24 protein-coding genes are annotated in these 24520 nt (G+C 69.4%); 14 read left to right on the forward strand and 10 right to left on the reverse strand.

The genetic code is table 11. The annotated features are described in order from the left end of the window. The first annotated feature begins 204 nt into the window (after nucleotides 1-204). The gene (locus WS57_RS04285) at nucleotides 205-738 is read left to right on the forward strand and encodes a hypothetical protein (protein ID WP_009687528.1); all 534 of its coding nucleotides are present in this window, start codon (nucleotides 205-207) and stop codon (nucleotides 736-738) included. Nucleotides 739-878: 140 nt separating this feature from the next. Here WS57_RS04285 and WS57_RS04290 read toward each other — a convergent pair whose 3' ends face one another. Together WS57_RS04290 and WS57_RS04295 are read right to left on the reverse strand one after the other, a co-directional pair. After that, on the reverse strand, nucleotides 879-1181 hold the full coding sequence (locus tag WS57_RS04290) for an H-NS family nucleoid-associated regulatory protein (RefSeq protein ID WP_009687529.1): 303 nt from the start codon (nucleotides 1179-1181) through the stop codon (nucleotides 879-881). Between the two features lie 428 nt (nucleotides 1182-1609). Further along, the gene (locus WS57_RS04295; protein WP_009687531.1) at nucleotides 1610-2032 is read right to left on the reverse strand and encodes a RidA family protein; all 423 of its coding nucleotides are present in this window, start codon (nucleotides 2030-2032) and stop codon (nucleotides 1610-1612) included. A 138-nt stretch (nucleotides 2033-2170) separates the two neighbouring features. On the opposite strand from WS57_RS04295, the gene WS57_RS04300 reads away from it, so the two are divergent. Continuing rightward, nucleotides 2171-2368 (forward strand): oxidoreductase-like domain-containing protein, encoded by a 198-nt coding sequence (locus tag WS57_RS04300; protein ID WP_009687532.1) that lies wholly within the window; start codon nucleotides 2171-2173, stop codon nucleotides 2366-2368. A 27-nt stretch (nucleotides 2369-2395) separates the two neighbouring features. On the opposite strand, the gene WS57_RS04305 is transcribed toward WS57_RS04300, so the two are convergent. Further along, entirely contained in the window at nucleotides 2396-3856 is a 1461-nt protein-coding gene (locus WS57_RS04305; protein WP_059512541.1) for an MFS transporter, read from the reverse strand. 170 nt (nucleotides 3857-4026) lie between these two features. Between WS57_RS04305 and WS57_RS04310 the strand changes: the two genes are divergently transcribed. Then, on the forward strand, nucleotides 4027-4899 hold the full coding sequence (locus WS57_RS04310) for a LysR family transcriptional regulator (protein WP_040131321.1): 873 nt from the start codon (nucleotides 4027-4029) through the stop codon (nucleotides 4897-4899). Between the two features lie 52 nt (nucleotides 4900-4951). Here WS57_RS04310 and WS57_RS04315 read toward each other — a convergent pair whose 3' ends face one another. After that, on the reverse strand, nucleotides 4952-5905 hold the full coding sequence (locus tag WS57_RS04315; RefSeq protein ID WP_059512543.1) for a LysR family transcriptional regulator: 954 nt from the start codon (nucleotides 5903-5905) through the stop codon (nucleotides 4952-4954). Nucleotides 5906-6003: 98 nt separating this feature from the next. Here WS57_RS04315 and WS57_RS04320 point away from each other — a divergent pair, with 98 nt between their 5' ends. Continuing rightward, entirely contained in the window at nucleotides 6004-6984 is a 981-nt protein-coding gene (locus WS57_RS04320; protein ID WP_069243789.1) for an NAD-dependent epimerase/dehydratase family protein, read from the forward strand. Between the two features lie 23 nt (nucleotides 6985-7007). On the opposite strand, the gene WS57_RS04325 is transcribed toward WS57_RS04320, so the two are convergent. The 5 genes from WS57_RS04325 to WS57_RS04345 all read right to left on the reverse strand — a co-directional run bounded on the left by WS57_RS04325 (nucleotide 7008) and on the right by WS57_RS04345 (nucleotide 11930). Further along, nucleotides 7008-7709 carry a DUF2848 domain-containing protein gene (locus WS57_RS04325; RefSeq protein ID WP_059601280.1) on the reverse strand — a complete coding sequence of 234 codons (702 nt, stop codon included), beginning with the start codon at nucleotides 7707-7709 and terminating at the stop codon, nucleotides 7008-7010. A 54-nt stretch (nucleotides 7710-7763) separates the two neighbouring features. Next, nucleotides 7764-9083: an MFS transporter gene (locus tag WS57_RS04330; RefSeq protein ID WP_059601282.1), complete on the reverse strand. Its 1320-nt coding sequence runs from the start codon at nucleotides 9081-9083 to the stop codon at nucleotides 7764-7766. 42 nt (nucleotides 9084-9125) lie between these two features. Continuing rightward, nucleotides 9126-9812: a DUF4286 family protein gene (locus tag WS57_RS04335; RefSeq protein ID WP_059601284.1), complete on the reverse strand. Its 687-nt coding sequence runs from the start codon at nucleotides 9810-9812 to the stop codon at nucleotides 9126-9128. Nucleotides 9813-9911: 99 nt separating this feature from the next. Then, nucleotides 9912-10946 carry a LysR family transcriptional regulator gene (locus tag WS57_RS04340; protein ID WP_059512553.1) on the reverse strand — a complete coding sequence of 345 codons (1035 nt, stop codon included), beginning with the start codon at nucleotides 10944-10946 and terminating at the stop codon, nucleotides 9912-9914. Nucleotides 10947-11138: 192 nt separating this feature from the next. Next, nucleotides 11139-11930 (reverse strand): SDR family NAD(P)-dependent oxidoreductase, encoded by a 792-nt coding sequence (locus WS57_RS04345; protein ID WP_069243790.1) that lies wholly within the window; start codon nucleotides 11928-11930, stop codon nucleotides 11139-11141. A 362-nt stretch (nucleotides 11931-12292) separates the two neighbouring features. On the opposite strand from WS57_RS04345, the gene WS57_RS04350 reads away from it, so the two are divergent. From WS57_RS04350 to WS57_RS04390, 9 genes are all read left to right on the forward strand, one after another. After that, a complete protein-coding gene (locus WS57_RS04350) occupies nucleotides 12293-13171 on the forward strand; it encodes a neutral zinc metallopeptidase (RefSeq protein WP_040131334.1) in 879 nt (292 codons plus the stop codon). Between the two features lie 160 nt (nucleotides 13172-13331). Continuing rightward, nucleotides 13332-14066, forward strand: a complete 735-nt coding sequence (locus WS57_RS04355; protein WP_059479895.1) for a helix-turn-helix transcriptional regulator — start codon at nucleotides 13332-13334, stop codon at nucleotides 14064-14066. Between the two features lie 243 nt (nucleotides 14067-14309). Next, nucleotides 14310-15812, forward strand: a complete 1503-nt coding sequence (locus tag WS57_RS04360) for an aldehyde dehydrogenase family protein (protein ID WP_059512560.1) — start codon at nucleotides 14310-14312, stop codon at nucleotides 15810-15812. A 60-nt stretch (nucleotides 15813-15872) separates the two neighbouring features. Beyond that, complete coding sequence (locus WS57_RS04365; protein ID WP_009693243.1) at nucleotides 15873-17213, forward strand: aspartate aminotransferase family protein; 1341 nt, start codon at nucleotides 15873-15875, stop codon at nucleotides 17211-17213. Between the two features lie 227 nt (nucleotides 17214-17440). Beyond that, the gene (locus WS57_RS04370) at nucleotides 17441-18943 is read left to right on the forward strand and encodes an APC family permease (protein ID WP_059601286.1); all 1503 of its coding nucleotides are present in this window, start codon (nucleotides 17441-17443) and stop codon (nucleotides 18941-18943) included. After that, nucleotides 18940-19518: a DUF3156 family protein gene (locus WS57_RS04375; RefSeq protein ID WP_059601288.1), complete on the forward strand. Its 579-nt coding sequence runs from the start codon at nucleotides 18940-18942 to the stop codon at nucleotides 19516-19518. Before WS57_RS04370 ends, WS57_RS04375 begins: the two co-directional genes overlap by 4 nt. Before the next feature lie 68 nt (nucleotides 19519-19586). Beyond that, nucleotides 19587-20525, forward strand: coding sequence for a helix-turn-helix domain-containing protein (locus WS57_RS04380; RefSeq protein ID WP_040131359.1), 939 nt, complete (start codon nucleotides 19587-19589; stop codon nucleotides 20523-20525). A 134-nt stretch (nucleotides 20526-20659) separates the two neighbouring features. Then, a complete protein-coding gene (locus tag WS57_RS04385) occupies nucleotides 20660-21868 on the forward strand; it encodes a porin (protein ID WP_059512564.1) in 1209 nt (402 codons plus the stop codon). A gap of 115 nt (nucleotides 21869-21983) precedes the next feature. Further along, nucleotides 21984-23201, forward strand: coding sequence for a YeeE/YedE family protein (locus tag WS57_RS04390; RefSeq protein ID WP_069243791.1), 1218 nt, complete (start codon nucleotides 21984-21986; stop codon nucleotides 23199-23201). A gap of 82 nt (nucleotides 23202-23283) precedes the next feature. Here the strand turns inward: WS57_RS04390 and WS57_RS04395 are convergent, their stop codons facing one another. Beyond that, the gene (locus tag WS57_RS04395) at nucleotides 23284-23895 is read right to left on the reverse strand and encodes a LysE family translocator (protein ID WP_009688778.1); all 612 of its coding nucleotides are present in this window, start codon (nucleotides 23893-23895) and stop codon (nucleotides 23284-23286) included. 74 nt (nucleotides 23896-23969) lie between these two features. Between WS57_RS04395 and WS57_RS04400 the strand changes: the two genes are divergently transcribed. Continuing rightward, entirely contained in the window at nucleotides 23970-24503 is a 534-nt protein-coding gene (locus WS57_RS04400) for a GNAT family N-acetyltransferase (protein ID WP_069244337.1), read from the forward strand. The last annotated feature ends 17 nt before the right edge of the window (nucleotides 24504-24520 follow it).

Here is a 24520-nt window from a genome sequence, read left to right on the forward strand (position 1 = left end):
CGCTCGCGGGCGAGCTGCGCCGCCGGACGGCTGCCGAGAGGCGGCTCGCTGCATGAGCCGACCATTGCCCGATGGGCGTTCATCGGTCATCGATGCCGTTCATTCACGGATTTCGACCGTTCGTCGCAACGCGCGGCATCTGCGGTTTCCGGTCGTTACAGTCGTTGTCATCCCGCCGCTCCGGCGATCTCGGACAGGTTTCCCATGCAACGTCTGCCGGTTTACGTTTATCTGCTGTTCGCTGCGCTCGTCTATGTCGGGCTGAAGCGCTGCTTTCCGCGAGAGGTGCGCCCGGTGCGGCCGATCGTGTTTCCGGTCGTGTTCGTCGGACTCGGCATTGCGAGCCTTGGCCGTCTGTTTCCGCGGGCGGGAGACGACGCGTATGCGGCTGCGCTGGCCGCACTTTTGATCGGTGCGGCGACAGGCTGGCTCCATGCGCGCCGCTGGCGGCTGCAGTTCCGCCACGCCGCGGAAGGGATGTTCGTGCGCCTGCCCGGCGACGCGAGCCTGCTGGTCATGCTGCTGCTGACCTTCACGGCCGAGACGCTCATCCACTATGCAATCGCCGCGTCGTGGCCGTGGGCGGCCGGCGGAGCTTTCGCGATGCTGTCGTTTTCGGTCTGGGGCCTGCTCGTCGGCATGCCGCTCGGGCGCGCGATCAACGTGATCACGCGCTGCCTCCGTTACGCCGACGGATCGTTCGACGAAGGAGGCTCGCCGCCGCTCGGGTCGCGCTGAATCGACGCGGTCGCGGGTGATGGCGGGCTTCGCGACAGCCGTGCGGGTATCGTGCCGGTGTGCAATCGGGACCTCCGCTGGCGCGTCGCGACCATCCGGGGCAATGCCCGTGTTCGGTCCAACCCCGTAGCCTGCGGTTGTTATTGCTTGATCAGGAAGCGATCGCGGTTCTTGACGTCCTTGATCCATGCCGGCGCGCGGCCGCGTCCGCTCCACGTTTCGCCGGTTTTCGGGTTCTGGTATTTGGCGGCAACGGGCGAGGCGGTCTTGCCTTTGCCGGCGCGCGTGCGGCCGAAAATCTGTTCCGGCGTGATGCCGTACTCGGCGACGGTGGCGCGAATCTCCGCGATTACCGCTTCCATTTCCGCAATACGGGCCGCTTCCGTTTCCTGCTCGAGCTTCGCGAGTTGTTCCTTCAGATCCTTGTAGTTTTTCGTTGCCATAGATTCATCTCCATAGTTTGCGGTTGCGAAAATTCGCAACGGTCAAATTATGCCACCTATTGAGGTGTGCAGAATCAATGGTTTTTATGTAGGTTGATTGTCAGACGGAAAGGCCGAAAGGGCGAATCATGCCGACGCCGTAACGACAAGACTTTGGCCTGCTTCGCGGGGTTGACAGGGAAAGCCCTGATGCGGGCCTCGATTGCCGGCCGGAATGGATGGATTTAACTCATTTCTTTGTTGATTCGGATGATCTGGACGGCAAAGTACCGGCCTGCTTTTCGGCAGCGGCGGAAAAGGCGCTTCGGCATCGCCAATTCGCGATGCGCGTCGCCATTCATCGCCCGCTTTAGAGAATCCATCCCGCGAACGCGCAATCCGCGAATCAACGCGCCGGCCAATACGCGGAAAGTCGCCGCATTGACGATTCAAGCGCAAGGCGAGGGCATCCGGAAGCGTGCACGCGGAATTTCCGCGATCGCGGCGATCTCGATCATCAGGTCGCTGCGATACAGGCGTTCGACCTGGACAGTCGTCGTGACCGGATAAGGTTCAGCAAAGAATGTCGCGCGAATGTCGCCGGCCTGCATGAACGCGTCGATATCGGTCGCGTAGTGGACGAGCGAGATTACGTCCTGCATTTGCCCGCCCATCGCGGCCAGCACGTCGCGAATGTTTTCGAGCGTCTGTTTTACCTGCGCGCGCATGTCGCCGGGGCCGACGGCGCGTCCGTCCCGGCCGAGCGCAAGCTGGCCTTTCAGATGGACGATCCGGCCATCGCCCTGGATCGTCGCCATCGAGAATGCGCCGAACGGCGCCCAGACTGTCGGTGGATTCGTTGCCTGTGCCATGACGGGATTCCTGTCGTTCGCTGATGAAGGAGGCGCGCGCGTTCGATTCGGTGCGTCCGCAGGCGTGCGCCGCCGGCGTGCATCGCTGACTCCCCTTATACTGGAGGCTTCCCGTCACCCTGTCATGTGGTTCGAGCCGTGCCCAAGCCTGCCTCCCCGGAATCGTCGGTCGACGATCCGCGTCCTGTCCCGCCTCCGGAACCCGCGCTGGAAGACTGCTGCAACAGCGGCTGCTCGCCATGCATCTTCGATCTGTACGATGAAGCGCTGGCGCGCTATCGGGTCGAGCTGGCCGAATGGGAGGCGCGGCACGCGCCGCGCAAGCCGCACAAGTGAACCGCCGCCCGGCGGTGAAGCGGCCCGTTATGCGACCGCATGCAGGCGCCGGTGCATCGGTCCGAGCGCGGCCGACAGCGCGACGCACGCGAGCAGGATCGCCGTCAGCGCGAACATCGACGTCCTGAATCCCTGTACGTAGTCGACCGCGGCCGGGTGCGCGCCGAGCCGCGCGAAGAACAGGCCGCCGAGCGTCGCCGCGCCGACGGCCGCGCCGATCTGCAGCGCGGCCGTGACCATCCCGGACGCGACGCCCGCGCGCGGCGCATCGACCTCGGCGAGCACGATGCGCACGACCGACGGCAGCACGAGACCCTGGCCGATGCCGATCGCCGCGATTCCCGCGTAGAAGCCGGCGTCAGGCGCGTGCTCGCCCGCGAGCACGGCGGCGCTCGCGACGCCGGCCGCGAGCATCGCGAAGCCGAGCGTCAGCACGCGATACGCGCCGAACCGGCCGACCAGGCGCGGCATCAGCAGCGGGCTCGACAGGAAGCCGAGCCCGAGCGGCAGGATCGCGATGCCCGATGCGAGCGGCGACCAGTTCAGGCAGCCCTGCAGATAGATCCCGTAGCTCAGGAAAAACGCGCTCAGCATATAGAACAGAAATGCGAGCCCGAGGCCGGTCGCGACCACCGGATTGCGAAACAGGCGCACGTCGAGCAGCGGGTCGCGGCCGCCGGCGAGCCGGCGCGCCTCGACCGTCAGCAGCGCGCCGAGCATCGGCAGCGCGCCGACCCCGCAGGCGACCATCCACAGCGGCCAGCCCGCGTCGCGCCCGTGCGTGAGCGGATAGACGAGCATCAGCAGGAACAGCGACAGCAGCACGGTGCCCGGCACGTCGATGCGCTGGCCGCGCGGCGGCCGGCTTTCCGGGATGAAGCGCCAGCTGCCGAGCAGCGCCAGCACGCCGATCGGCAGATTGACGAGAAAGATCGCGCGCCAGCCAAGCCCGAACGGATGCAGCTCGATCAGCGCGCCGCCGCCGAGCTGGCCGATCACGGCGGCGAGGCCGAACACGAAGCCGTAGAAGCCCATCACGCGCACTTGTTCCTGCGGACTGAAGACGCTGCGGATCGTCGCGAGCACCTGCGGCGCGAGGATCGCGGCGAACAGGCCCTGCAGCACGCGGCCGCCGACCAGCACCGCGCCGCTGCCGGCCAGCCCGCACAGCGTCGATGCGACGACGAAGCCGGCCATCCCGATCATGAACATGCGTTTGCGGCCGTACAGGTCGCCGAGCCGGCCGCCGGTGATCTGCACGACCGCGTTGGCACACGCATACGCCGACACGACGAGCTGAAGCTCGGCCGGGCGCGCGCCGATGCCGTCGCGAATGGCCGGCAGCGCGAGATTCACAATGAAGTAGTCGAGCGGCGGCAGAATCGCGCCGACGAGCAGGACGACGAGCGCCCAGCCGTGATGGCTGCGCGGCGCTGCCGGGGCCGCCGGGCGGGCCGGCGCGCGGGGGGCGAGGAGGTTGTCCGTCATGGATGCAGTTCCGGAGAAATGAGGGCGGCATGCCGGCCGCGGCGGCGCGGGACATGCCGCTCCTACCACGGCTGCGTAGTGGAACCGTTATTCTGGGTACCGCTCATGATTCGGAAAAGCGGGAAATAGTGGTAGCATCCATCGGGTTATTCGATGGATGGAGGGCGCCGATGCGCGGTTTCGACCTGGATCAGTTGCGGACTTTCGCGGCGGTCGCGGACGCGGGCAGCCTGACGGCGGCCGCGCCGCTGCTGCACCTGTCGCAGTCGACGGTCAGCGAGCAGGTGCGCAAGCTCGAGATGCGGGCGGGCGTGCCGCTGTTCGTGCGCAGCAAGCGCGGCGTCGAGCCGACGCCGGCCGGCTCGCGGCTGCTGCAGCACGCGCGGCGCATCGTCGCGCTGAACGAGGCGGCGTTCGACGAAGTGCGCGGGCAGGCGATCAAGGGCGAGCTGCGCGTCGCGATCACCGACTACTACCGGACGCACGAAGTCGCGGGCATGCTGGCGCGGCTGCGCGAGTGCTATCCGCAGTTGAGCCTGCACGTCAGCGCGATGAAGAGCGCGGACATCGAGGCCGCGCATGCGAAAGGGCAGATCGATCTCGGCGTCGTGATGAACCTGTCGAGCGGGCCGTTCCGGCCGGCGTCGGGCGACGCGCGCTGGGTGCTGCGGCGCGAGCCGCTGTCGTGGGTCGCGTCGCCCGCGATGGCCGAGCTGTTGCCGGAGCCGCTGCCGCTCGTGCTGCTGCCGGACGACTGCATGATGCATCAGATCGCGGTGCGCTCGCTCGACGAGCAGCGCGTCCCGTATGTGCTCGTGCACAGCGCGTCGGGCGTCGCGGGGCTGCAGTCGATGCTCGCGGCGGGGCTCGGCGTCGGCTGTCTGTGCGCGTCGGCGATCGGCGACGGGCTCGTGCGGCTCGGCGCGAAATACCGGCTGCCGGCGCTGCCCGACGCGGTATTTTCGTTGACGCCGCCGATGCCGGGCGAGCGTGAAACCGTCGCGCAGGCGCGCGAGGTGCTGTCGCGGCAATTGCTGATGTGACCGAAGGCGGGCCGGCGCGCGACGACGAACGGTTCGAACCGGCTCGTACGGCTTATACCGGTTCGTCGCCGGCGCGTGCGTCGGGCGTAGCCGCACTGCGGTTGCCCGGCTCGGCCGCGCCGTCGATATACGCGCGCAATCCTTCCACGAGCGCATCGAACACGACGCGGCAGCGCGGGCTCGTGCGCAGGTCCTCGTGCATGACGACCCAGGTTTCCAGCACCGTCGCCAGCGCGTCCGGCAACACGCGCACGAGGCGCACATCGCGTGCCGCGAGCCCGGTCTGGCAAAAGCCGATGCCGTAGCCGGCGCGGATCATCGCCAGTTGCGCGAGATTGCTGTCGGTGCGCAGCGCGAATGCGTCGCGCTTCCACGCCGGCAGCATGCGCGTCGCTGCGCGGATGAACGGCGTGACCGTATCGAAGCCGATCAGCGCGTGTTGCGCGAGCGCGTCGATCGTCGCCGGCATGCCGTGCCGCGCGAGGTAATCGTCGCGCGCGAACAAGCCCACTTCGATCCCGCCGACGCGGCGCGCGACGAGTGCGTCCTGCGCGGGCGGCGCCATGCGCACCGCGATGTCGGCCTCACGGTTGAGCACGTCCTGGATGCGGTCGGTCGGCACCAGCTCGACGACGAGCCCCGGATGGTCGCGGCGCAGCTGCGTCAGTACCGGCGGCAGCACTTCGACGGCGATCACGTCGCTCGCCGACAGGCGCACCACGCCGCGCACGCCCGCGCCATGGCTCGCGGCCGCGCGCTCGAACGCGGCCGCCGCGCTGCGCAGCGCCTCGGCATGGCCGCGCAGCGCGACGGCCGCCTCGGTCGGCAGCAAGCCCGACGGCGAGCGCGTGAACAGCGTCTGGCCGAATGCGGCTTCGAGCGCGGCGATATGGCGGCCGGCCGTCGGCTGCGTGATGCCGAGTGCGCGCGCCGCGCTGGACAGCGAGCCTTCCGTCAACACGGCGAGGAAGGTCCGGTAGCGCTCCCAGTTCAGGTCGGAGGTCATGCATAAATGTATAGCCGATCGTCCAGGCTCGGCAATTCCTTGTTAGCCGCCCGCGATCCAGAATGCGTATCACGACGGTTCATTCGAGGAGAGCGGCAATGATGACGGACGCAGCGGGAACGAAACGGCAGGCGCTGGTGCTCGGCGCGAGCGGCGGGATTGGTGGCGAGGTCGCGCGGCAGCTGCGCGACGCGGGCTGGCAGGTGCGCGCGCTGAAGCGGGGGCTCGATGCCGATGCCGTCGAGCGCGACGGCATCGCGTGGCTGCGCGGCGACGCGCTGGACCGCGACGCGGTCGTGCGGGCCGCGCGCGGTTGCAGCGTGATCGTGCACGCGGTGAACCCGCCGAGATACCGGAACTGGCCGACGCTGGTGCTGCCGATGATCGACAACACGATCGCGGCGGCGGCGGCCGCGCAGGCGACCGTCGTGCTGCCGGGGACGGTCTACAACTACGGCGCCGACGCGTTCCCGGTGCTGCGCGAGGATGCGCCGCAGCATCCCAGGACCCGCAAGGGCGCGATTCGCGTCGAGCTCGAGCGCCGGCTGCAGGCGGCGGGCGCGCAGGGCGTGCGCACGATCGTGGTGCGCGCGGGCGATTTCTTCGGGCCTCGGGCCGGCAACAACTGGTTTTCGCTGGGGCTCGTGAAGCCGGGGCGGCCGCTCTCGGCCGTCAGCCTGCCGGGGCGGCGCGGCATCGGTCATCAATGGTCGTACCTGCCGGACGTCGCGTGCGCGATGGTCGCGCTGATCGAGCGTCGCGACACGCTGGAGCCGTTCGCGCGCTTCCACCTCGGCGGGCACTGGGACGCGGACGGTACGCAGCTGGCGCAGGCCGTGTGCCGCGTCGCGCAGCGGCACGGGTTGCGCCCGGTGCTGCGGCGTTTTCCGTGGTGGCTCGTGTGGGCCGCGTCGCCGTTCGTGGCGACGCTGCGCGAATTGCTCGAGATGCGCTATCTGTGGCGCGTGCCGATCCGGATGGACAATGCGCGCGTGACTGCGGTGCTCGGCCGCGAGCCGTTGACGCCGCTCGATACGGCGGTCGAGGCGACGCTGGCGGGGCTCGGGTGTCTGCGGTGAGCGACAGCGAGCGCGACCGCCTGTCACGCCACGACCGGCAACACCTCGACCGCATACCGGTGCCGCAGGCTGCGCCCGAGCACCGGATCGTGCAGTTCCATCTCGAACGCGTCGCCGTCCGTCATCGCCGCGATCGCGCCATGCACGGCGACGGTACCGCCGTACATCGCGCAGCGCGCGGGCAATGCGCTGCGGTCGTCGAAGCGCTGCCAGAGCGTTTCGGGCGCGAGCAGGCCGCTGACCGCGCCGTGCTGGTACGCGACGCGTTCGCCGTCGCGCGAGACCAGCCACGCGCGCATCTCGATCGCATCCCAGTGCGCGGCGACGTCCGCGTAGCGCCACGCGTCGCGGCCGAGCGGCTTCGCGCAGACCTGCTTCGACACGGCCACGCCGTACGCTTCGACTTCGCGATCGGTGTGGTCGGAGCCGACGGTCACGAGCGTGCCGGCGGGGCTGTCGACCAGCACGCATTCGATCTCGCCGCCCGATCGCGCGCCGAGCACGCCGATCGACGCCGCCTGCGTGAGCAGCGCAGGCGCGACGCGATAGAAGCAGGGCGTGGTCGACGGCGGCGCGACGCCGAGCGCCGCGAGTTCGTCGATATGCGTGCGGATCGCGTGCGGGTCGCGTCCGGCCCAGCCGGCGATGACGACGCGCTCGATCTCGACGTCGACGGCGGCCGGCGCACCGTGCAGGGGAATCACATTGAACGACAGGGCTTGCATGCGTTTCGTTTGTCCGTTTGAAGTACGAAGGAAATCATCGACCGCCGGCGACACTCAATCCGCCAGCGGCCGATGCGCGGTTTCGCGTGCGACGACGAGCGCGATCGCGGTCACGACGAGCGACGCGGTGACATAGAGCGACACGGCCGTGGTCGTGCCGGTCTGCCGGAACAGCGCGGCGATCACGAGCGGCGCGAAGCCGCCGCCGACGATGCCGGCGAGCGTATAGGCGAGCGACGAGCCCGCGTAGCGCACGCGCGTCGGGAACTGCTCGGTGACGAACGCCCCTTGCGGGCCGTACATCGCCGCATGGATCACGAGGCCGATCGCGACGGCCGCGACGATCGCGCCCGGATGCGCGGAATCGAGCAGCACGAAGAACGCGAATGCCCACACGATGCCCGTGATCACGCCCGCAAGGTACACGGGGCGGCGCCCGAAGCGATCCGACAACGCGCCGAACAACGGCACCGCGAGCGCATTGCAGGCCGTGCCGACCATGACCGCCGTCAGCGCGAGCGGGCGCGACAGGTGCAGCACGGTCGTGACGTAGGTCAGCGTGAACACGACGATCAGCGCATACAGCACGTCCGAGCCGATCCGTGCGCCGCCCGCGATCAGCAGGCGTCGCCAGTGGCACTTCAGCACTTCGGCGACGGGCACGTCGGCGGTCGCGTGCGATTCGGCGAGCTGCTCGAACTGCGGCGTTTCGTCGACGCCGCGCCGCAGCCAGAAGCCGAACACGACGAGCAGCGCGCTGGCCGCGAACGGCAGGCGCCAGCCCCACGACAGGAAGTTCTCCGACGTGGTCGACAGCGTGACGAGCGCGATGCAGCCGGTGCCGAGCAGCGTGCCGAACGACGGACCGACCTGCGTCCACGACGCGGACAGCCCGCGCCGCTTCTGGTCGCCGTGCTCGACCGACAGCAGCACCGCGCCGGCCCATTCGCCGCCGAGCGCGACGCCCTGCACGAAGCGCAGCGCGACGAGCAGGATCGGGCTCAGGATGCCGGCCGTCGCATAGGTCGGCAGCGCGCCCATCAGCGCGGTCGTCACGCCCATCAGCACGAGCGTGAGCATCAGCACCGCGCGCCGGCCGATGCGGTCGCCGAGATTGCCGAACACGAAGCCGCCAAGCGGGCGCGACACGTAGCCGACCGCATAGGTCGAGAACGCGAGGATCGTGCCGGCCAGCGGATCGACGGACGGAAAGAACAGATGGTTGAAGACGAGCGCGGCGAGCGTGTTGTAGATCGTGAAGTCGTACCACTCGAGCGACGTGCCGATCATGCTCGCGGTCGCGAGTCGGCTGTTGCGGACGCGTCGGGGCGCGTGGGCGGCGGGCTGGGCGAGGGTGCTCATGGTGTCGGGCATGTCGTGATGGATGACGGGGCGGACGGGACGATAGGCCGGCGATCAGGCCGGCTGCGCGGCGGCGGCGCGGCTCGGTTCGGTGTCGCCGCGCACGGCCGGCAGCGGCGCGGCGGCGCGCCACAGCAGCTCGAAGGTGCGCACGTCGTCGTGTCCGGCGAGCGACGCCGCGACCCGACGCGTGGCCACGGCGTCGCTGCCTTCGATCAGCACCAGCGCGTCGGCGGCGGCACGCGCGGCCGCATCGGCGCCGATCGGCGCGGACAACTCGGGTGCGGTGCGGAACAGGCGCGCGGCATGGATGCCCGGCTCGCGCAGCGCGGCGTCGAAGCGCGCGCGCAGGCGCGGCACGTCGATCCGGTCGGGCGGCAGCACGAACAGCGCGAGCTGAGCGCCTTCGCCGTCGCCGGCTTCGATCGTCAGTTCGCCGACGCGCCGCTGCGTGCCCGTCATCCGCTCGAAGTTCGCGAGCGACCACGCGGTCTGCTGGGTGAACGCGCGCCGGTACGCGTCGCCATGGAACACGTCGAGCGTATCGGTCACGTACAGCGCGAGATACTTGCGCGGGCCGTCGTCGGTCGCGCGAAACCGCCGCGCATGCGTGAAGCCGGGAATCGCGACGCGCTCCTGCATGTGCTCGCGGTCGTACCACGCGTTGAAGTCCGCTTCGTGCGCGGCATCGATATCCGTCCAGACGCAAAGCTGGCCGTGCGGAAGGGAAAGGCGGGTCATCGCTGGAGTTCCTCGTGACGGGATGTCAGGAACCCCAGTTTCCCGAAGACGTGCCGCACACGTCCAACAAGAAAACAAATTCGCGGTGAACAGGTTTTCTTATGAGCGGCGCGTGCGGCGCCCGGCGGGAGCCGCGGGCGGGGTTGGCCGGGTTGTGCGCTTGGTGGTTGCAGCGGCTTTCGCCTTCGGTGCACGTTCGGACGATGCGCCGGCGGTGGCGCGGGGCGGCCTGGCGGCTGTCGTCGCGTTGTCCGACGAAGCCGGCATCGCGCGCGCGATCTCGCTCGCGAGTTCCGCGATGCGCGCGGCGACCGGCTGGCCCTGCGTGCGATACGACGCGACGAGCGGCAGCGTCGGGAATTCGGGCGCGACGTCGAGCAGTTCGAGCGCGCCTTCCCGCAGTTCGCGGCCGATGATCGCGGGCGGCAGCGCGGCCACGCCGAAGCCGTCGGCGACGAGGCGGATCATCGCGGCGACCGACGTGATGCAGTTGATGCTGGCCGGCCGTTCGACGGCCGCGAACAGGCGCTCGATCGTCGCGTGCGGTCCCGAATGGCGCGAGAAGCTGACGATCGGGAATTCGGCGAGGCGCGCGACGTCGAGCCGTTCGCCGGCAAGCCCGAGGCGCGGGCTCGCGACCCAGCGCACCGGGAATTCGCACAGCGGCAGGTTCGTGACGTCGGGGCCGGGCACGGCGTCGGTCTGCAGGATCAGGTCGACGCTGTCGGTGCCGAGCAGGCGGATCAGGTTCAGCGTCGTGTCGCTCGTGATCTCGACGTCGAGGCGTGGATAGCGCTCGCGCAGCTGCGCCATCAGCGCCGGGAACCAGCTGTGCACGATCGATTCGATCACGCCGATCCGGATCAGGCCGGCGTCGCTCGCCGCGTCGATGTCGCGGCGCATCTCGCCGTCGAGCCGCACGATCCGTTCCGCATATGCGAGCATGCGCCGGCCCGCGGGCGTGAGCGTGGCCGAGCGCGTGTTGCGGTCGAACAGGCGCACGTCAAACGCTTCTTCGAGCGATGCGATGCGGCTCGATACGGCGGCTTGCGTCGTATGCAGCTTTTCGGCCGTGAGCCGGAAGTTTTCCAGCTTCGCGAGCCAGACGAAGGTTTCAAGAAACCGGATGTTCATCGAATTCCGAGCGGTGAGGCAGTGCCGCGCGGGCGGCGGAATCCGGTCGATGTTAATGGATTTTCGCTGCGGGACAAGATGGGCGGCGACGTTCGCGCACGAGCGGCGGCGAAGCGAAACGCGCCGCGCGGCGCATGTCGGGGCCGTCCGCATGCGCGCCGTGCCGGTCGCGCGCGGCGCTTGCCGGCCGTATCAGAGCCGGTCGAACGCCAGCGTCGGCACGTCGACGACCATCGCGCCGCCGTCGGCGACCAGCGTCGCCCCCGTCACGAACGACGCGTCCGGCGACGCGAGGAACGCGCAGACGGCCGCGATTTCGTCCGGATCGGCCGCGCGGCGCAGCGGCACGTCGGCGCTCACGCGTGCGTACGCGCCGTCGAGCGTGTCGCCGTGGCGGTCCATCAGCGGCGCCATTTCCGCGTCGGCCATCGGCGTGCGGACCCAGCCCGGACAGACGACATTCGCGCGTACGCCGTGCGGCCCGTAGTCGCGCGCGAGCGAACGCGCGAGCCCGAGCAGCGCATGCTTGCCGACCGTATAGCCGCACACGCCTGGGCCGGCCGCCAGCGCCGCAATCGACGCGACCAGCACGATGCTGCCGCGCTGCGCGATCAGGTCGGGCACGCAGGCGCGCGCGCTGACGAACGCGGTGTCGAGGTTCGCGTGCATCGCGTCGCGCCACTGCGCGTCGTCGGTTTCATCGGCGCGGCCGAGGCCGTGGCCGCCTGCGCATGCGATCAGCGCATCGATGCGGCCGAAGCGCTCGGCGACAGCCGGCAGGAAGCGGGCCCAGTCCGCCGTGTTCGCGGCATCGCCCGCCAGCGCGAGGCCGCCCGTCTCGGCCGCCAGCGCGTCGAGCGGCGCGCGACGGCGCCCGATCAGCACGACGCGGTCGCCGCGACGCGCAAAACGGCGCGCGCATGCGGCGCCGATACCGGTGCCCGCGCCGGTGATCGCGATCGTACGGGGGGCTGCAAGGGTCATGCCGTTCTCCGCATAAAGGGGTTCCGCTCACTTTAGGCGCGGCGGCCCGGCGCCGGTATCAGCCGAAAGGATGAAGGCCGCCACTGCGCATTTTGCAAAGGCTGACGATGTTCGGCGCCGAATCGCTCTATGCTCGCTTTTTTTGCGACAAGTCACGAAAGCCCGGCAAAATAGCGCGGGCGGGCGCGCGCACCGGTGTGGGCGCCGCGGTCGGCCGCTGCCGTCGTGCAAGCGGTGCGGCAGGCCGGCGAGCACCCGATGCACGGGCCTCGCATCCGCCGATGACGGGCGGTACGACGGTCCATCGCCCGGTCGCGCGCTGGCGCGGCCGGACCATCGACAAGAACAGGGAGGGGCCGGCAATGAGGCTGGACGACGAAAGAGAAAGCGTGAACGTCGAGGATCGCCGCGGCGCCGGCGGCTTCGGCGGCGGTCGGGCGACGATCGGCATCGGCACGATCGTGGTCGCGCTGGCCGCGTCGTATTTCTTCGGGATCGACCCGCGCGTGGTGCTCGAAGGCGCATCGGCGCTGCAGGGCCGGCAGCAGCAGGCGCAGCCGGCGCCCGCGCAGCGCCAGGGCGAACCCGCAACCGATTCCGGCGCGGTCTTCACGCGCAAGGTGCTCGGCAACATCGAGCGCACCTGGACGAGCATCTTCACGTCCCAGCTGCATGCGCAATACGCACCGCCGAAGCTCGTGATGTTCACGAACTCGACGCCGACCGCATGCGGCACGGGGCAGACCGCGATGGGCCCGTTCTACTGTCCGGCCGACCGCAAGGTGTACATCGATCTCGGCTTCTACGACGAACTGCGCAAGCGCTTCGGCGCCGGCGGCGATTTCGCGCAGGCCTACGTGATCGCGCACGAGGTCGGCCACCACGTGCAGAACCTGCTCGGCATCTCCGACAAGGTCGACGCGGCGCGCCGGCACGCGAGCCAGGCGCGCTCGAACGCGCTGTCGGTGCGGATGGAACTGCAGGCCGACTGTTTCGCGGGCGTATGGGCGAACAACGCGCAGCGCGCGAACCAGCGGCTGATCGAGCCGGGCGACTTCGAGCAGGGCCTGAAGGCGGCCGCGGCGATCGGCGACGATCGCCTGCAGCAGCAGGGGCAGGGCTATGTCGTGCCGGAAAGCTTCACGCACGGCACCAGCGACCAGCGCGTGTACTGGCTGCGGCGCGGGATGGAGTCGGGCGAACTGAGCGCCTGCGACACGTTTGCCGCGAACGCGCGCTGACGCGCGCCGGCGGGCGGTGGCGGTGCGCCGAGGTCCGTCCGGGCCGTGCGCCGCGCTGCCCGCCGCAACGATTTGCCGATTTGTGCTCACCGGCGCAGTCCTGCGCCGGTAGGCTGGCCCGACCTTCGACGCGTCCGTCCGCCAGCCGATCTCACCGACCATGCCGACCTCATCCGAACCCGCCGACCAGGCGGCCGCCGACTGGCGGCGCGCGCTGCGCGCGTGCGTGGACGCGTTCGACGCGTTCGCGAGCCCGTCCGCGATCGTGTTCTACCGGCTCGACGCGAGCGGGGAGCCGGCCGATTTCGAGCTGTTCGGAATGCCGGAAGCGATGCATCGCACTTATGTCGCGCGTTACCGGATGCTCGACCCGCTGCATCCGTCCCGCTGCGCGGCCGGCGAACGCGCGGTCGTCACGCTGTCTTCCGAACTGCCCGACGAGCGTCGCGACGCGTCCGCGTACTGGACCCGCTTCCTGCGGCGACACGATGTTGCCGATGTCGTCGAAATCTGGCTGCGCGACGCCGGGCGAACGGTCGGCGCGTTTTCGCTGCTGCGCTTCGACGGGCGCGCTGCAGCGCGAGGCGGCGACGGCGCGAGCGCGCGGTTCGCGCCCGGCGAGATCGATGCGCTCGCGCGCCTGCAGCCGGTCGCCGAAGCGGCGCTGGGCCCGTTGCTGCGGGCGCGGCGCGGGATTCACCGGATCGAATGCGAAGCGCGCCTGACCTATCGCGAGGAGCAGATTGCCCGCCTCGTGCGCGACGGCCGCTCGAACAAGGAGATCGCGCGCGATCTCGCGCTCGGCCAGCCGACGATCAAGACGCATCTGATGCGCATGTATCGCAAGCTCGGCGTGTCGAATCGCACCGAACTGGTCGGCGCGTTGTTTCTTTAGACGGGCGCGGTTCGGGTCGTCGTTCACGTCGGACGAATGCGCGGCGCGGCGAAGCCGCGAAGGACCACGCGCGCCGGCGCAAATCACGGAATCATCCGACCATACGACAAAAACCGTCCTCCGTCCCGTTGCCCTACGCGCTGCCAATTTGCGCTAACTGCCGCCCGGCGCGCTCGATACAGTGGTGCGACGCCCGCGTGCTCCGATGCACGCGGTCCAGCCACGACACACATCGAGACGCCCATGAGCACCACGAACTTCGTCGCCGTCAGCGACACCGTGCGCACCTTCGTCGCGCGCGACTTCGGCCTCTTCATCGACGGTGAAATGCAGCCCGCGCACGCGGTTGCGCGGCTCGACGTCCATGACCCGGCGACGGGCGAGCGGCTCGCGAGCGTCGCCGACGCCGACGAGCACGACGTCGAGCAGGCGGTCGCCAGCGCGAAGCGCGCATTCGACGCACGCGTCTGGAGCGGCCTGCGGCCGGCCGACCGCGAACGCATCCTGCTGAAGCTCGCCGACCTGATCGAGCGCGACGCCGAAACGCTCGCGCAGCTCGAAACGCTGAACCAGGGCAAGTCGATCCACGTGTCGCGCGCGATCGAGGTGGGCGCGAGCGTCGAGTACGCGCGCTACATGGCCGGCTGGGCGACCAAGATCACGGGCCAGACGCTCGACGTGTCGATCCCGTTCCCGCCTGGCACCCGCTACACGGCCTATACGCGCAAGGAGCCGGTCGGCGTGGTCGCCGCGATCGTGCCGTGGAATTTCCCGCTGATGATCGCGGTATGGAAGCTGATTCCGGCGCTCGCGGCCGGCTGCACGATCGTGCTGAAGCCGTCGCCCGAAACGCCGCTGACCGCGCTGCGTCTCGCCGAACTCGCGCGCGACGCGGGCGTGCCTCCCGGCGTGTTCAACGTCGTCACCGGCGGCCGCGTCTGCGGCGCCGCGCTCGCGAGCCATCCGTCGATCTCGAAGATCTCGTTTACCGGTTCGACCGCGACCGGCAAGCTGGTCGGCACGGCGGCCGTGCAGAACATGACGCGCTTTTCGCTCGAACTCGGCGGCAAGAACCCGATCGTGATGCTCGACGACGTCGACGTCGCGCAGGCGCTCGACGGCGTCGCGGCCGGCGCCTTTTTCAACCAGGGTCAGGTGTGCGCGGCCGCGTCGCGGATCTACGTGCACCGCAGCAAGTTCGCGCAGCTCGCCAACGGTCTCGCGGACGTCGCGCAGTCGATGAAGCTCGGCGCGGGGCTCGACCCGAGCGCGCAAATCAACCCGCTCGTATCCGCGCATCACCGCGACAAGGTCGTCCAGCACATCGAACGCGCGCGTCGCGACGGCCTGACGTTCCTCGCGGGCGGCACGCCGGCCGACGATCTGCCCGGCTACTTCGTGAAGCCGGCCGTGATCGCCGATCCGCGTCCGGACAGCGCGATCGTGCGCGACGAGGTGTTCGGCCCGGTGATCGTCGTGCTGCCGTTCGACGATGCGGCCGACGCGGTGCGCCTCGCGAATGCGTCGCCGTACGGCCTCGCCGCGAGCATCTGGAGCAACGACCTGAAGCGCGTGATGAACCTGGTCCCGCAGATCGAGGCCGGCACCGTCTGGGTGAACTGCCATATCCCGCTCGATCCTTCGATGCCGTTCGGCGGCTACAAGCAGTCGGGCATCGGCCGCGAGTTCGGCCAGTACGCGATCGAAGGCTTCACCGAAACCAAATCCGTGTGCATCGCGCACTGACGCGCGACACGCCCCCGACATCCGGATACCCGATCCGACCATCCGAAAGTGGAGACTGCGATGAGCTACAACGAAGCGAAATTCTGGCACCCGATGCTGCATCCGAACGAAATGAAACGCCGCAAGCCGATCCGCATCGTGCGCGGCGACGGCTGCTACGTGTTCGACGAACAGGGCAAGCAACTCGTCGACGGCGTCGCGGGCCTGTGGAACGTGAACGTCGGGCACAACCGCAAGGAAGTGAAGGACGCGATCGTGCGCCAGCTCGACGAGCTCGAATATTTCCAGCTGTTCGACGGCATCTCGCATCCGCGCGCGGAAGAACTGTCGAAGCTGCTGATCGACATGCTCGAGCCGGAAGGAATGCGCCGCGTGCTGTACAGCTCGGGCGGCTCCGATTCGATCGAGACCGCGCTGAAGATCGCGCGCCAGTACTGGAAGGTGCGCGGACAGGCCGACCGCACCAAGTTCATCTCGTTGAAGCAGGGCTATCACGGCACGCATTTCGGCGGTGCGTCGGTGAACGGCAATACGGTGTTCCGCCGCAACTACGAGCCGAACCTGCCGGGCTGCTTCCACGTCGAGACGCCGTGGCTCTATCGCAATCCGTTCACGCAGGATCCGGAGGAACTGGGCCGGATCTGCGCGGAACTGCTCGAGCGCGAAATCCAGTTCCAGAGCCCGGACACGGTCGCCGCGTTCATCGCCGAGCCGATCCAGGGTGCGGGCGGCGTGATCGTGCCGCCGGCCAATTACTGGCCGCTGGTGCGCGAGGTGTGCGACCGCTACGGCGTGCTGCTGATCGCCGACGAGGTCGTGACGGGCTTCGGCCGCAGCGGCAGCCTGTTCGGCAGCCGCGGCTGGGGTGTGCGCCCGGACATCATGTGTCTCGCGAAGGGCATCTCGTCGGGCTATGTGCCGCTCGGCGCGACGGCCGTGAACGCGCGGATCGAGGACGCCTTCGCGCAGAACGCGGACTTCGGCGGCGCAATCATGCACGGCTATACGTACGCAGGCCACCCGGTCGCGTGCGCGGCCGCGATCGCGAGCCTCGACATCGTCGTGAAGGAAGACCTGCCGGCGAACGCGGCGAAGCAGGGCGCGTATCTGCTCGAAGCGCTGCAGCCGTTCGCGGAGCGCTTCGCGGCGGTCGGCGAGGTGCGCGGCAAGGGCTTGATGCTCGCGCTCGATCTCGTCGCGGACAAGACGACGCGCGAGCCGATCGACCCGCTGTCCGGCTACGCGAACGCGGTCGCGGAAGTCGCACGCGAGCAGGGCGTGCTGGTGCGCCCGGTCGGCACCAAGATCATCCTGTCGCCGCCGCTCGTGATCCAGCGCGAGCAGCTCGACCGGATCGTCGACGCGCTGGCGGCCGGCTTCGAGGCCGTGCCGTTCGCGTGACGCGCGACCGGTCGCGACGCGAACCGCGCGGGCGGCAGGACCGCCGCTCGCCGGTTTGCCGATTTGCGCTATGACCGGATTATTTTGCCTGCGTATTTTTCGACATCGAACGAGAGTGCTTTGCATGGAACCGGCGCGCGTGTGGAAGCACGCCTGCCGGTCGACAACGGTGCAAGTGACCCGGGCGGACGCCGACGCGCCGACCCGGGTCGATACAGGAGACAAGCATGTCGGGAACGTCAGGATTGACGAACGCCGCGAGCGGCACGTCCGGCGATGCGCCGGCCGAGGCAGGCGGCGGCGCGGTATTGAAGGCGGGTGCGGTCGGTTTTCCGACCGCGCTGGCCAGTGCAGTGGGCCTCATCATGGCCAGTCCGGTGATCCTCACCGCGACGTCGGGCTTCGGGATGGGCGGCTGGGCATTCGCGGTCGCGATGATCATCGCGTTCGTGATGATGCAGGCGCAGGCGACCACCTTCTCGGAAGCCGCCGCGATGCTGCCGACGGCCGGCTCGGTTTACGATTACCTGTCGTGCGGGCTCGGCCGCTTCTGGGCGATCACCGGCACGATTTCCGCGTATTTCCTCGTGCACGTGTTCGCCGGCACCGCGGAGACGATCCTGAGCGGCATCATGGCGCTCGTCAATTTCGAGTCGCTGAATGCCGCCTTCGAGAAGCACAACAGCTCGTGGCTGGTCGGCGTCGGCCTCGTGGTCACGTTCGCGATCACCAACATCATCGGCATCAAGGTGTTCAGCAAGCTCGAGATCGTGCTGACGGCCGGCATGTGGCTGTCGCTGATGATCTTCGCGATCCTCGGGCTCGCGGCCGCGCCGGCCGTGCATCTCGACGGCTGGTTCGGCGGCTCGGAAGTCGGCACGTCGGTGCCCGCCGTGCTGTCGCTGGTCGGGATGGCGATGTTCATGTTCGTCGGCTGCGAATTCGTCACGCCGCTCGCGCCGGAGATGAAGGCGCCGGGCCGCACGATTCCGCGCGCGATGGCGCTCGGCCTGGTCGGCGTCGCGGTCTGCATGTTCCTGTACGGCGCGGCGATCCGCCGCCAGGTCGCGAACGTGCCGGTGAGCGCCGACGGCCTCACGCATCTGCTCGACACGCCGGGCGCGATTCCGGCATTCGCGCTGCAGGTGCTGGGCCCGTTCGGACGCATCTGGTTCGGCGTCGCGTTCCTGTGCGCGGGCGCCGCGACGATCAATACGCTGATGGCCGGGCTGCCGCGCATCCTGTACGGAATGGCGATCGACGGTGCGCTGCCGCGCTGCTTCGCCTACCTGCACCCGCGCTTCAAGACGCCGGTGGTCGGCATCGTCGCGGCGGCGGTCGTGCCGATCTTCCACGCGTGGCTGATCAACGGCAACCTCGACAGCATTCTGCATCTGGTGCTCGCCGCGACCTGCGCGTGGGGCACCGCGTACCTGCTCGTCACCGCGTCGGTCGTGATGCTGCGCATCCGTCGGCCGGACCTGCCGCGCCCGTACCGTTCGCCGCTGTTTCCGCTGCCGCAGATCGTATCGAGCGTCGGCATCGTGCTCGCGATCTGGTACATCACGCCGCCGGGCATGAATGCGCGCGACATCTACGTGCCGTTCGGCGCGATGCTCGGGCTCACTGCGCTGTATGCGCTGTTCTGGTCGGTCGTCGTGCAGCGCCGGCATCCGTTCAAGCCGGTGCCGGTCGAGGAAGTGCTGCGCAACGAACACGTCGCATCATGAAGGCCGTGCTTGCCCGCGGGCGCACGGTGCCCGCGCCGCCGCCGGCCGGCCACCGCCCCGGCGCAATCGCCGCGCGCGTGCTCGCCGACCTGCGCGCCGTGCGCGACGCCGACGGCGCAGGCGCCCGGCTGCCGAACGGCGTGCGCGTCAGTGTCGCGGAGCAGGTCGATCGCCAGTTCCTGATGCATACGGTCAGCGTGAAGCTGACGACTGCCGCGCACGGTCCGGCCGCGTCCGGCCATGCGCGCGTGCGGCAGACCGGCTGGTTGCGGCGCACGGGTGTGCAGGCAGTCGCCGCTCCTGGATGCGACCCTGCATTCGAGCGGACCGTTGCGACGCTGCTGGCGGACGCTGCGCTGGCCGACGCGCTGCGCCCGCTGCACCTGGCCGACTGCGCGATCGACGCGTGCGACGGCCGCTGGACGCTCGCCATCGTGCCGTTCGGCGGCAGCGAGGTGGTGAACCGGATGCCGTCGTTTCGCCGCTACGTGCGCCTGATCGACGAGCAGGCCGACGCGCTCTCGGCTGCCTGTCTCGCGTTCGAAACTGCACTACGCAGGATTTTGCGCGGTTAAGCTGTGGCGTTGCGTGCCGCGCGAATCCGGCGGCCGCGAACGGGATCAGGGTTTTACCGGAGACGCCGATGTTGTTCCAGTCACGCTCACACGAAGACGTGCACGACCACGGGCTCGCGATCGCGGGCTGGCATCAGGTCTACCGCCAGATGACGCCGGGCCGCTTCAAGGGCACCGTCACGCAGGTGCTGTACGACGATTTCCACTTCTTCCGCGAGACGACCAACCGGCGCGTCGCGCAGACGGGCCTCGCGCCGCGCGGGCGCACGTCGCTCGCGGTGCCGCTGTCCGTGCCGCTGGCGGGCACCTTCCAGGGCCAGCCGGTCGACGGCTATGCACTGCTCGCGCTGCGCGCCGGCGAGGATTTCGAGTTCCATACGCCGGAAGGGATGGGGCTGGTCGGGATCAGCGCCGCGTCGGACATGGTCGACGAGCTGTGCGAAGCCGAATTCGGCGCGGCCGGCGCACGCAAGCTGCGGCACGTGACGCGGCTGTCGGACACGCAGGGCGTCGCGCTCGGCGCGCGGCTGTCGTCGCTGATCGACGACGCGCAGCGCAACCCGGGCTGCCTCGAATACGCGGCCACGCGCAAGATGTTTCGCGACGCGATGCTCGGCATGTTCCTCGACGCGCTCGACCAGGGCATCGGCGTCGAACGCCGCGACATCACGCATGCGACGTACAGCGACATCGTGAGCCGCTGCGAGAAGCACCTGCGAGACCGACCCGAGGAACCCGTCACCGTGCTCGAACTGTGCCGCGCGCTGCGGTGCAGCCGCCGCACGCTGCAGACGAGCTTCCAGCGCGTCGCCGACGTCACGCCGGTCGGCTATCTGCGCACGATCCGGCTGAACGCGGTGCGGCGCCTGCTGCGCACGACATCCGCGCAGCAGCTCGGCGTCGGCGAAGCCGCCGCGAGCTGGGGCTTCACGCACCTCGGCTATTTCGCGCGCGAGTATCGCGACCTGTTCGGCGAGCTGCCTTCGCAGACCTTGCGTCCCGAATGACGCACGCGCGCCGCGCGCTTCACCGTTTGCCGATTTGAGATAGAGGCCGGAATTTTCGCTGGATAGAGTCCTGTCACCCACATCGACAACACCATCGATCTGCACTGCGAATCGATGACCACAGAGGACGGGACATGAAAATCGGACGACGAGTGGCGGCCGCGGCGGCGACGCTGGGCTGCATGCACGCGCATGCGCAGACCTCGGGCAGCGTGACGCTGTACGGCACCGTGGACACCGGCATCATCTATTCGACGAACCAGCAGTTCACGCGCGCCGACGGCAGCACGGGCGGCGGCCATGCGTGGCAGATGGGCGGCGGCAACCTCGTGCCGTCGCGTTTCGGCTTCCAGGGCGCCGAGCCGCTCGGCGGCGGGCTCGACGCGGTGTTCACGCTCGAGCAGCAGTTCCTGTCGGCGAACGGGCAGGCGCTGCAGGGCGGCACGGCGTTCAGCCGGCAGGCGTGGGTCGGGCTGCGCCAGGACGGGATCGGTACGCTCGGCCTCGGCCGGCAGTACGATTCGTACACCGACATGCTCGGCGCGTATGTGTCGAGCAACAACTGGGCGACGCCGTACGGCTCGCATCTCGGCGACGTCGACAACCTGAACGCCGCGTTCAACTTCAACAACGCGGTGAAATTCACCAGCACCGATTTCCACGGCCTCACGTTCGGCGGCACATTCAGCTTCGGCGGGCAGGCCGGCGACTTCTCCGCGAAGCGCGGCTATGCGCTCGCCGCGACGTACAACCGCGCGCCCGTGGCACTCTCGGTCGGCTACCTGAACCTGCGGCAGCCGCTCGACGCGGCGCTCGGCGGCGCGAGCGGCTATATCGGCGATTTCGCGTGCAGCAATCCGGGCGCGATGTACTGTCTGCTGCAGGCGGCGCGCTCGATGCGCGCGTTCGGCGCAGGCGGCTCGCTGACGGTCGGCGCGGCGACGCTCGCGCTGACCTATACGCATACGCGGCTCGACGACAGCCGCTATTTCTCGACGGACGCGCAGCCGCGCCCGCAGGCGTTCACGTTCGACATCGGCGAGCTGAACGCCACGTATATGTTCACGCCGGCGCTGCAGGGCGGCGTCGCGTATGTCTTTAACGCCGCGCATACCGACGGGCGCGGCACGACGCGCTTCCATCAGGTGAACCTCGGCGCGAACTACAGCCTGTCGAAGCGCACCGCGCTGTATGCGGTCGCGATCGGCCAGATCGCGAGCGGAACGGGGCTCGGCACCGACGCGAACGGCAATGCGGTGAACTATGCGCAGATTCCGGTGCTCGCGAACAGCAATTCGAACCGGCAGCTTGCGGTGATGGGCGGGATCCGGATGAATTTCTGAATCGCCGACGCGCGGTTGCGCGTGCGTCGCGCGTCGTTCCGGCCCCCTGCGAAGTGCGCGCAAACGCGCGAAAATGGCGGTTTTGCGTATTCAAGCGCTTCACAGGGGAGAAGTCATGTCGGATTTGGCATCGTCCATGCCGCGTCCCGCGGACGTCAATGCGAAATCGCTCGCGGTCGCGGCGATCGCGATCGTTGTCGGTGCAACCTGCCTTGCGCGCGTCGCTGACGCGCGGATCGCCGCACTGTTCGTCGTCGGCGCGCTGCTCGGCGTCACGCTGTATCACGCGGCGTTCGGCTTCACGTCCGCATGGCGCGTGTTCATCGCTGACGGTCGGGGCGCCGGCCTGCGCGCGCAGATGGTGATGCTCGCGATCGGCACCGCGCTGTTCTTTCCGGTGCTCGCGGCCGGCACGTTGTTCGGCAAGCCCGTGACCGGGCTCGTGTCGCCCGCGGGGACGTCGGTCGTCGTCGGCGCGTTCCTGTTCGGGATCGGGATGCAGCTCGGCGGCGGGTGCGCATCGGGCACGCTGTATACCGTCGGCGGCGGTTCGACGCGGATGATCGTCACGCTCGCCGCGTTCGTCGCCGGCTCGGTGATCGCAACTGCGCACATGCCGTTCTGGACGGCGCTGCCGTCGCTGCCACCGGTCTCGGTCGTCAAGTCGTTCGGCGCGCTGCCGGCGCTCGCGGGCAGCTGGCTGCTGTTCGCGGCGATTGCGGCGCTCACCGTCGTCGTCGAAAAGCGGCGCCACGGGCGGCTCGTCGCGCCCGAACTGCGCGCCAATGCATCCGCGCGCTGGCTCTACGGGCCGTGGCCGCTGATCGGCGGCGCCGTCGCGCTCGCGGTGCTCAACTTCGCGACGCTCGCACTGTCCGGCCGGCCGTGGGGCGTCACGTCCGCGTTCGCGCTGTGGGGCGCGAAGCTTGCCGCGGCGCTGGGCATCGACGTCGCAAGCTGGCCGTACTGGACCGCGAAAGCGAACGCGGCCGCGCTCGCTGCGCCGATCACGCGCGACGTGACGTCGATGATGGACATCGGCATCGTGATCGGCGCGATGTTCGCCGCGTCGCTCGCGGGACGCTATGCGCCGGTGTGGCGCGTGCCGCTGCGCTCGCTCGCGGCGGCCGTCGTCGGTGGTCTGCTGCTCGGCTACGGCGCGCGGCTCGCGTACGGCTGCAATATCGGCGCGTATTTCAGCGGGATCGTGTCGGGCAGCCTGCACGGCTGGCTGTGGCTCGTCGCCGCGTTTGCCGGCAACGTGATCGGCACACGCCTGCGGCCGTGGTTCGGGCTCGAGGTGGAGCGCGTGCCGCGCGCGTCGGGCTGCTGAACGCGTCGCGCGTCCCGGCGGGCGTGCGCTCGGGGCGCATGGCGACGCGCGCTCGTGTGCGCGCCGCGGATGTGAAAGGGCGTCAGCGCGTCGCGATCGCGACCGCCGCGCCGGCCATCGCGGTCGCGCTCGTGCGGTTCGCGATCCGTTTCGCACGCGCGGACGTCAGGAACGACCGCGCGCGCATCGCCAGCAGCGACCAGAAGCAGTCGGCGAAGATCAGGACCGCGAGCATCGTGCCGACCAGTTCCGCCCACGCGACGACGCCGACGTGCGTCAGATCGACGATCGTCGGCAGCAGCGCGAGATAGAACAGCATGATCTTCGGGTTGCCGAGCGTGACCAGCGTGCCGGCGACGAACATCCGTAGCGGCGACTGTCCGCGCGGCAGGTCGTCCGCGCCGCCGTCGGTCGGTGCGCTCCACATCTTCCACGCAAGAAACAGCAGGTAGGCGACGCCGGCGAACTTCAGCACGAGCAGCCCCGTTTCGAACGTGCGGGCGAACGCGGACAGCCCGGCGACCGCGAGCGTCAGCCACAGTGCCTCGCCGATCCACATCGCGGCGAGAAACGGCAGCACGTCGCGCACGCCGTTCGTCAGCACGCGCGCGACGAGCGCGGCGACGCTGGGGCCGGGCGTACCGGCGGTGACGAGCAGTGCAAAGGCAAAGACGGCAAGCGCGGACAGCGACATGGCGAACCTCGGGGATGAACGCATTCGGAACGTTCGATTATAGTGACGGGCGTTCCAGACCGTGTACCGCCATGATGACCGATTCGATCCGCATTCGTCCCGCCACCCGCGAAGACGCGCCCGCGATGGCCGCCGTCGAGATTGCCGCCGCGCAGCGCTTTCGCGCGCTCGGGATGCACGGGATCGCGGATGGCGGCTCGACCGACGCAGCGGACGTGCTCGCGCGAATCGATGCGCGACACGCGTACGTGGCGATCGACACGGACATGCAGGACACGTGCGTCGGCTTCGCGTTCTATCGGCTGCTCGATGCGCGGCGGCTCTATCTGGAGGAACTGGACGTCGCGCCGTCCCACGCCGGGCGGCGAATCGGCGCCCGGCTGATCGGGCAGGTGATGGCGTGCGCGGCGCAACAGGCGATCGCGCAGATCGTGCTGTCGACGTTTCGCGATGTGCCGTGGAATGCGCCGTATTACACGCGGCTCGGCTTTCGCGCGCTCGACGACGCGGCGCTCGACGACACGCTGCGTGCGATCCGCGCGCATCACGTCGCGCGCGGCCTCGACGAGACACAGCGCGTGTTCATGCGCGCGGACGTGCGCGCGTGAACACGCGAAGGGCGACG

This window comes from Burkholderia pseudomultivorans (assembly GCF_001718415.1).
Classification (GTDB): Bacteria; Pseudomonadota; Gammaproteobacteria; order Burkholderiales; family Burkholderiaceae; genus Burkholderia; species Burkholderia pseudomultivorans_A.

Excerpts from the sequence above, each read along its gene's own strand:
- WS57_RS04295 (WP_009687531.1), bottom strand. The coding sequence starts at position 2,032 with ATGGCACAGGCAACGAATCCACCGACAGTCTGGGCGCCGTTCGGCGCA.
- WS57_RS04310 (WP_040131321.1), top strand. The coding sequence starts at position 4,027 with ATGCGCGGTTTCGACCTGGATCAGTTGCGGACTTTCGCGGCGGTCGCG.
- WS57_RS04395 (WP_009688778.1), bottom strand. The coding sequence starts at position 23,895 with ATGTCGCTGTCCGCGCTTGCCGTCTTTGCCTTTGCACTGCTCGTCACC.
- WS57_RS04305 (WP_059512541.1), bottom strand. The coding sequence starts at position 3,856 with ATGACGGACAACCTCCTCGCCCCCCGCGCGCCGGCCCGCCCGGCGGCC.
- WS57_RS04380 (WP_040131359.1), top strand. The coding sequence starts at position 19,587 with ATGTTGTTCCAGTCACGCTCACACGAAGACGTGCACGACCACGGGCTC.
- WS57_RS04320 (WP_069243789.1), top strand. The coding sequence starts at position 6,004 with ATGATGACGGACGCAGCGGGAACGAAACGGCAGGCGCTGGTGCTCGGC.
- WS57_RS04345 (WP_069243790.1), bottom strand. The coding sequence starts at position 11,930 with ATGACCCTTGCAGCCCCCCGTACGATCGCGATCACCGGCGCGGGCACC.
- WS57_RS04350 (WP_040131334.1), top strand. The coding sequence starts at position 12,293 with ATGAGGCTGGACGACGAAAGAGAAAGCGTGAACGTCGAGGATCGCCGC.
- WS57_RS04385 (WP_059512564.1), top strand. The coding sequence starts at position 20,660 with ATGAAAATCGGACGACGAGTGGCGGCCGCGGCGGCGACGCTGGGCTGC.
- WS57_RS04360 (WP_059512560.1), top strand. The coding sequence starts at position 14,310 with ATGAGCACCACGAACTTCGTCGCCGTCAGCGACACCGTGCGCACCTTC.
- WS57_RS04330 (WP_059601282.1), bottom strand. The coding sequence starts at position 9,083 with ATGCCCGACACCATGAGCACCCTCGCCCAGCCCGCCGCCCACGCGCCC.
- WS57_RS04375 (WP_059601288.1), top strand. The coding sequence starts at position 18,940 with ATGAAGGCCGTGCTTGCCCGCGGGCGCACGGTGCCCGCGCCGCCGCCG.
- WS57_RS04370 (WP_059601286.1), top strand. The coding sequence starts at position 17,441 with ATGTCGGGAACGTCAGGATTGACGAACGCCGCGAGCGGCACGTCCGGC.
- WS57_RS04400 (WP_069244337.1), top strand. The coding sequence starts at position 23,970 with ATGACCGATTCGATCCGCATTCGTCCCGCCACCCGCGAAGACGCGCCC.
- WS57_RS04335 (WP_059601284.1), bottom strand. The coding sequence starts at position 9,812 with ATGACCCGCCTTTCCCTTCCGCACGGCCAGCTTTGCGTCTGGACGGAT.
- WS57_RS04290 (WP_009687529.1), bottom strand. The coding sequence starts at position 1,181 with ATGGCAACGAAAAACTACAAGGATCTGAAGGAACAACTCGCGAAGCTC.
- WS57_RS04325 (WP_059601280.1), bottom strand. The coding sequence starts at position 7,709 with ATGCAAGCCCTGTCGTTCAATGTGATTCCCCTGCACGGTGCGCCGGCC.
- WS57_RS04390 (WP_069243791.1), top strand. The coding sequence starts at position 21,984 with ATGTCGGATTTGGCATCGTCCATGCCGCGTCCCGCGGACGTCAATGCG.
- WS57_RS04355 (WP_059479895.1), top strand. The coding sequence starts at position 13,332 with ATGCCGACCTCATCCGAACCCGCCGACCAGGCGGCCGCCGACTGGCGG.
- WS57_RS04285 (WP_009687528.1), top strand. The coding sequence starts at position 205 with ATGCAACGTCTGCCGGTTTACGTTTATCTGCTGTTCGCTGCGCTCGTC.
- WS57_RS04365 (WP_009693243.1), top strand. The coding sequence starts at position 15,873 with ATGAGCTACAACGAAGCGAAATTCTGGCACCCGATGCTGCATCCGAAC.
- WS57_RS04315 (WP_059512543.1), bottom strand. The coding sequence starts at position 5,905 with ATGACCTCCGACCTGAACTGGGAGCGCTACCGGACCTTCCTCGCCGTG.
- WS57_RS04340 (WP_059512553.1), bottom strand. The coding sequence starts at position 10,946 with ATGAACATCCGGTTTCTTGAAACCTTCGTCTGGCTCGCGAAGCTGGAA.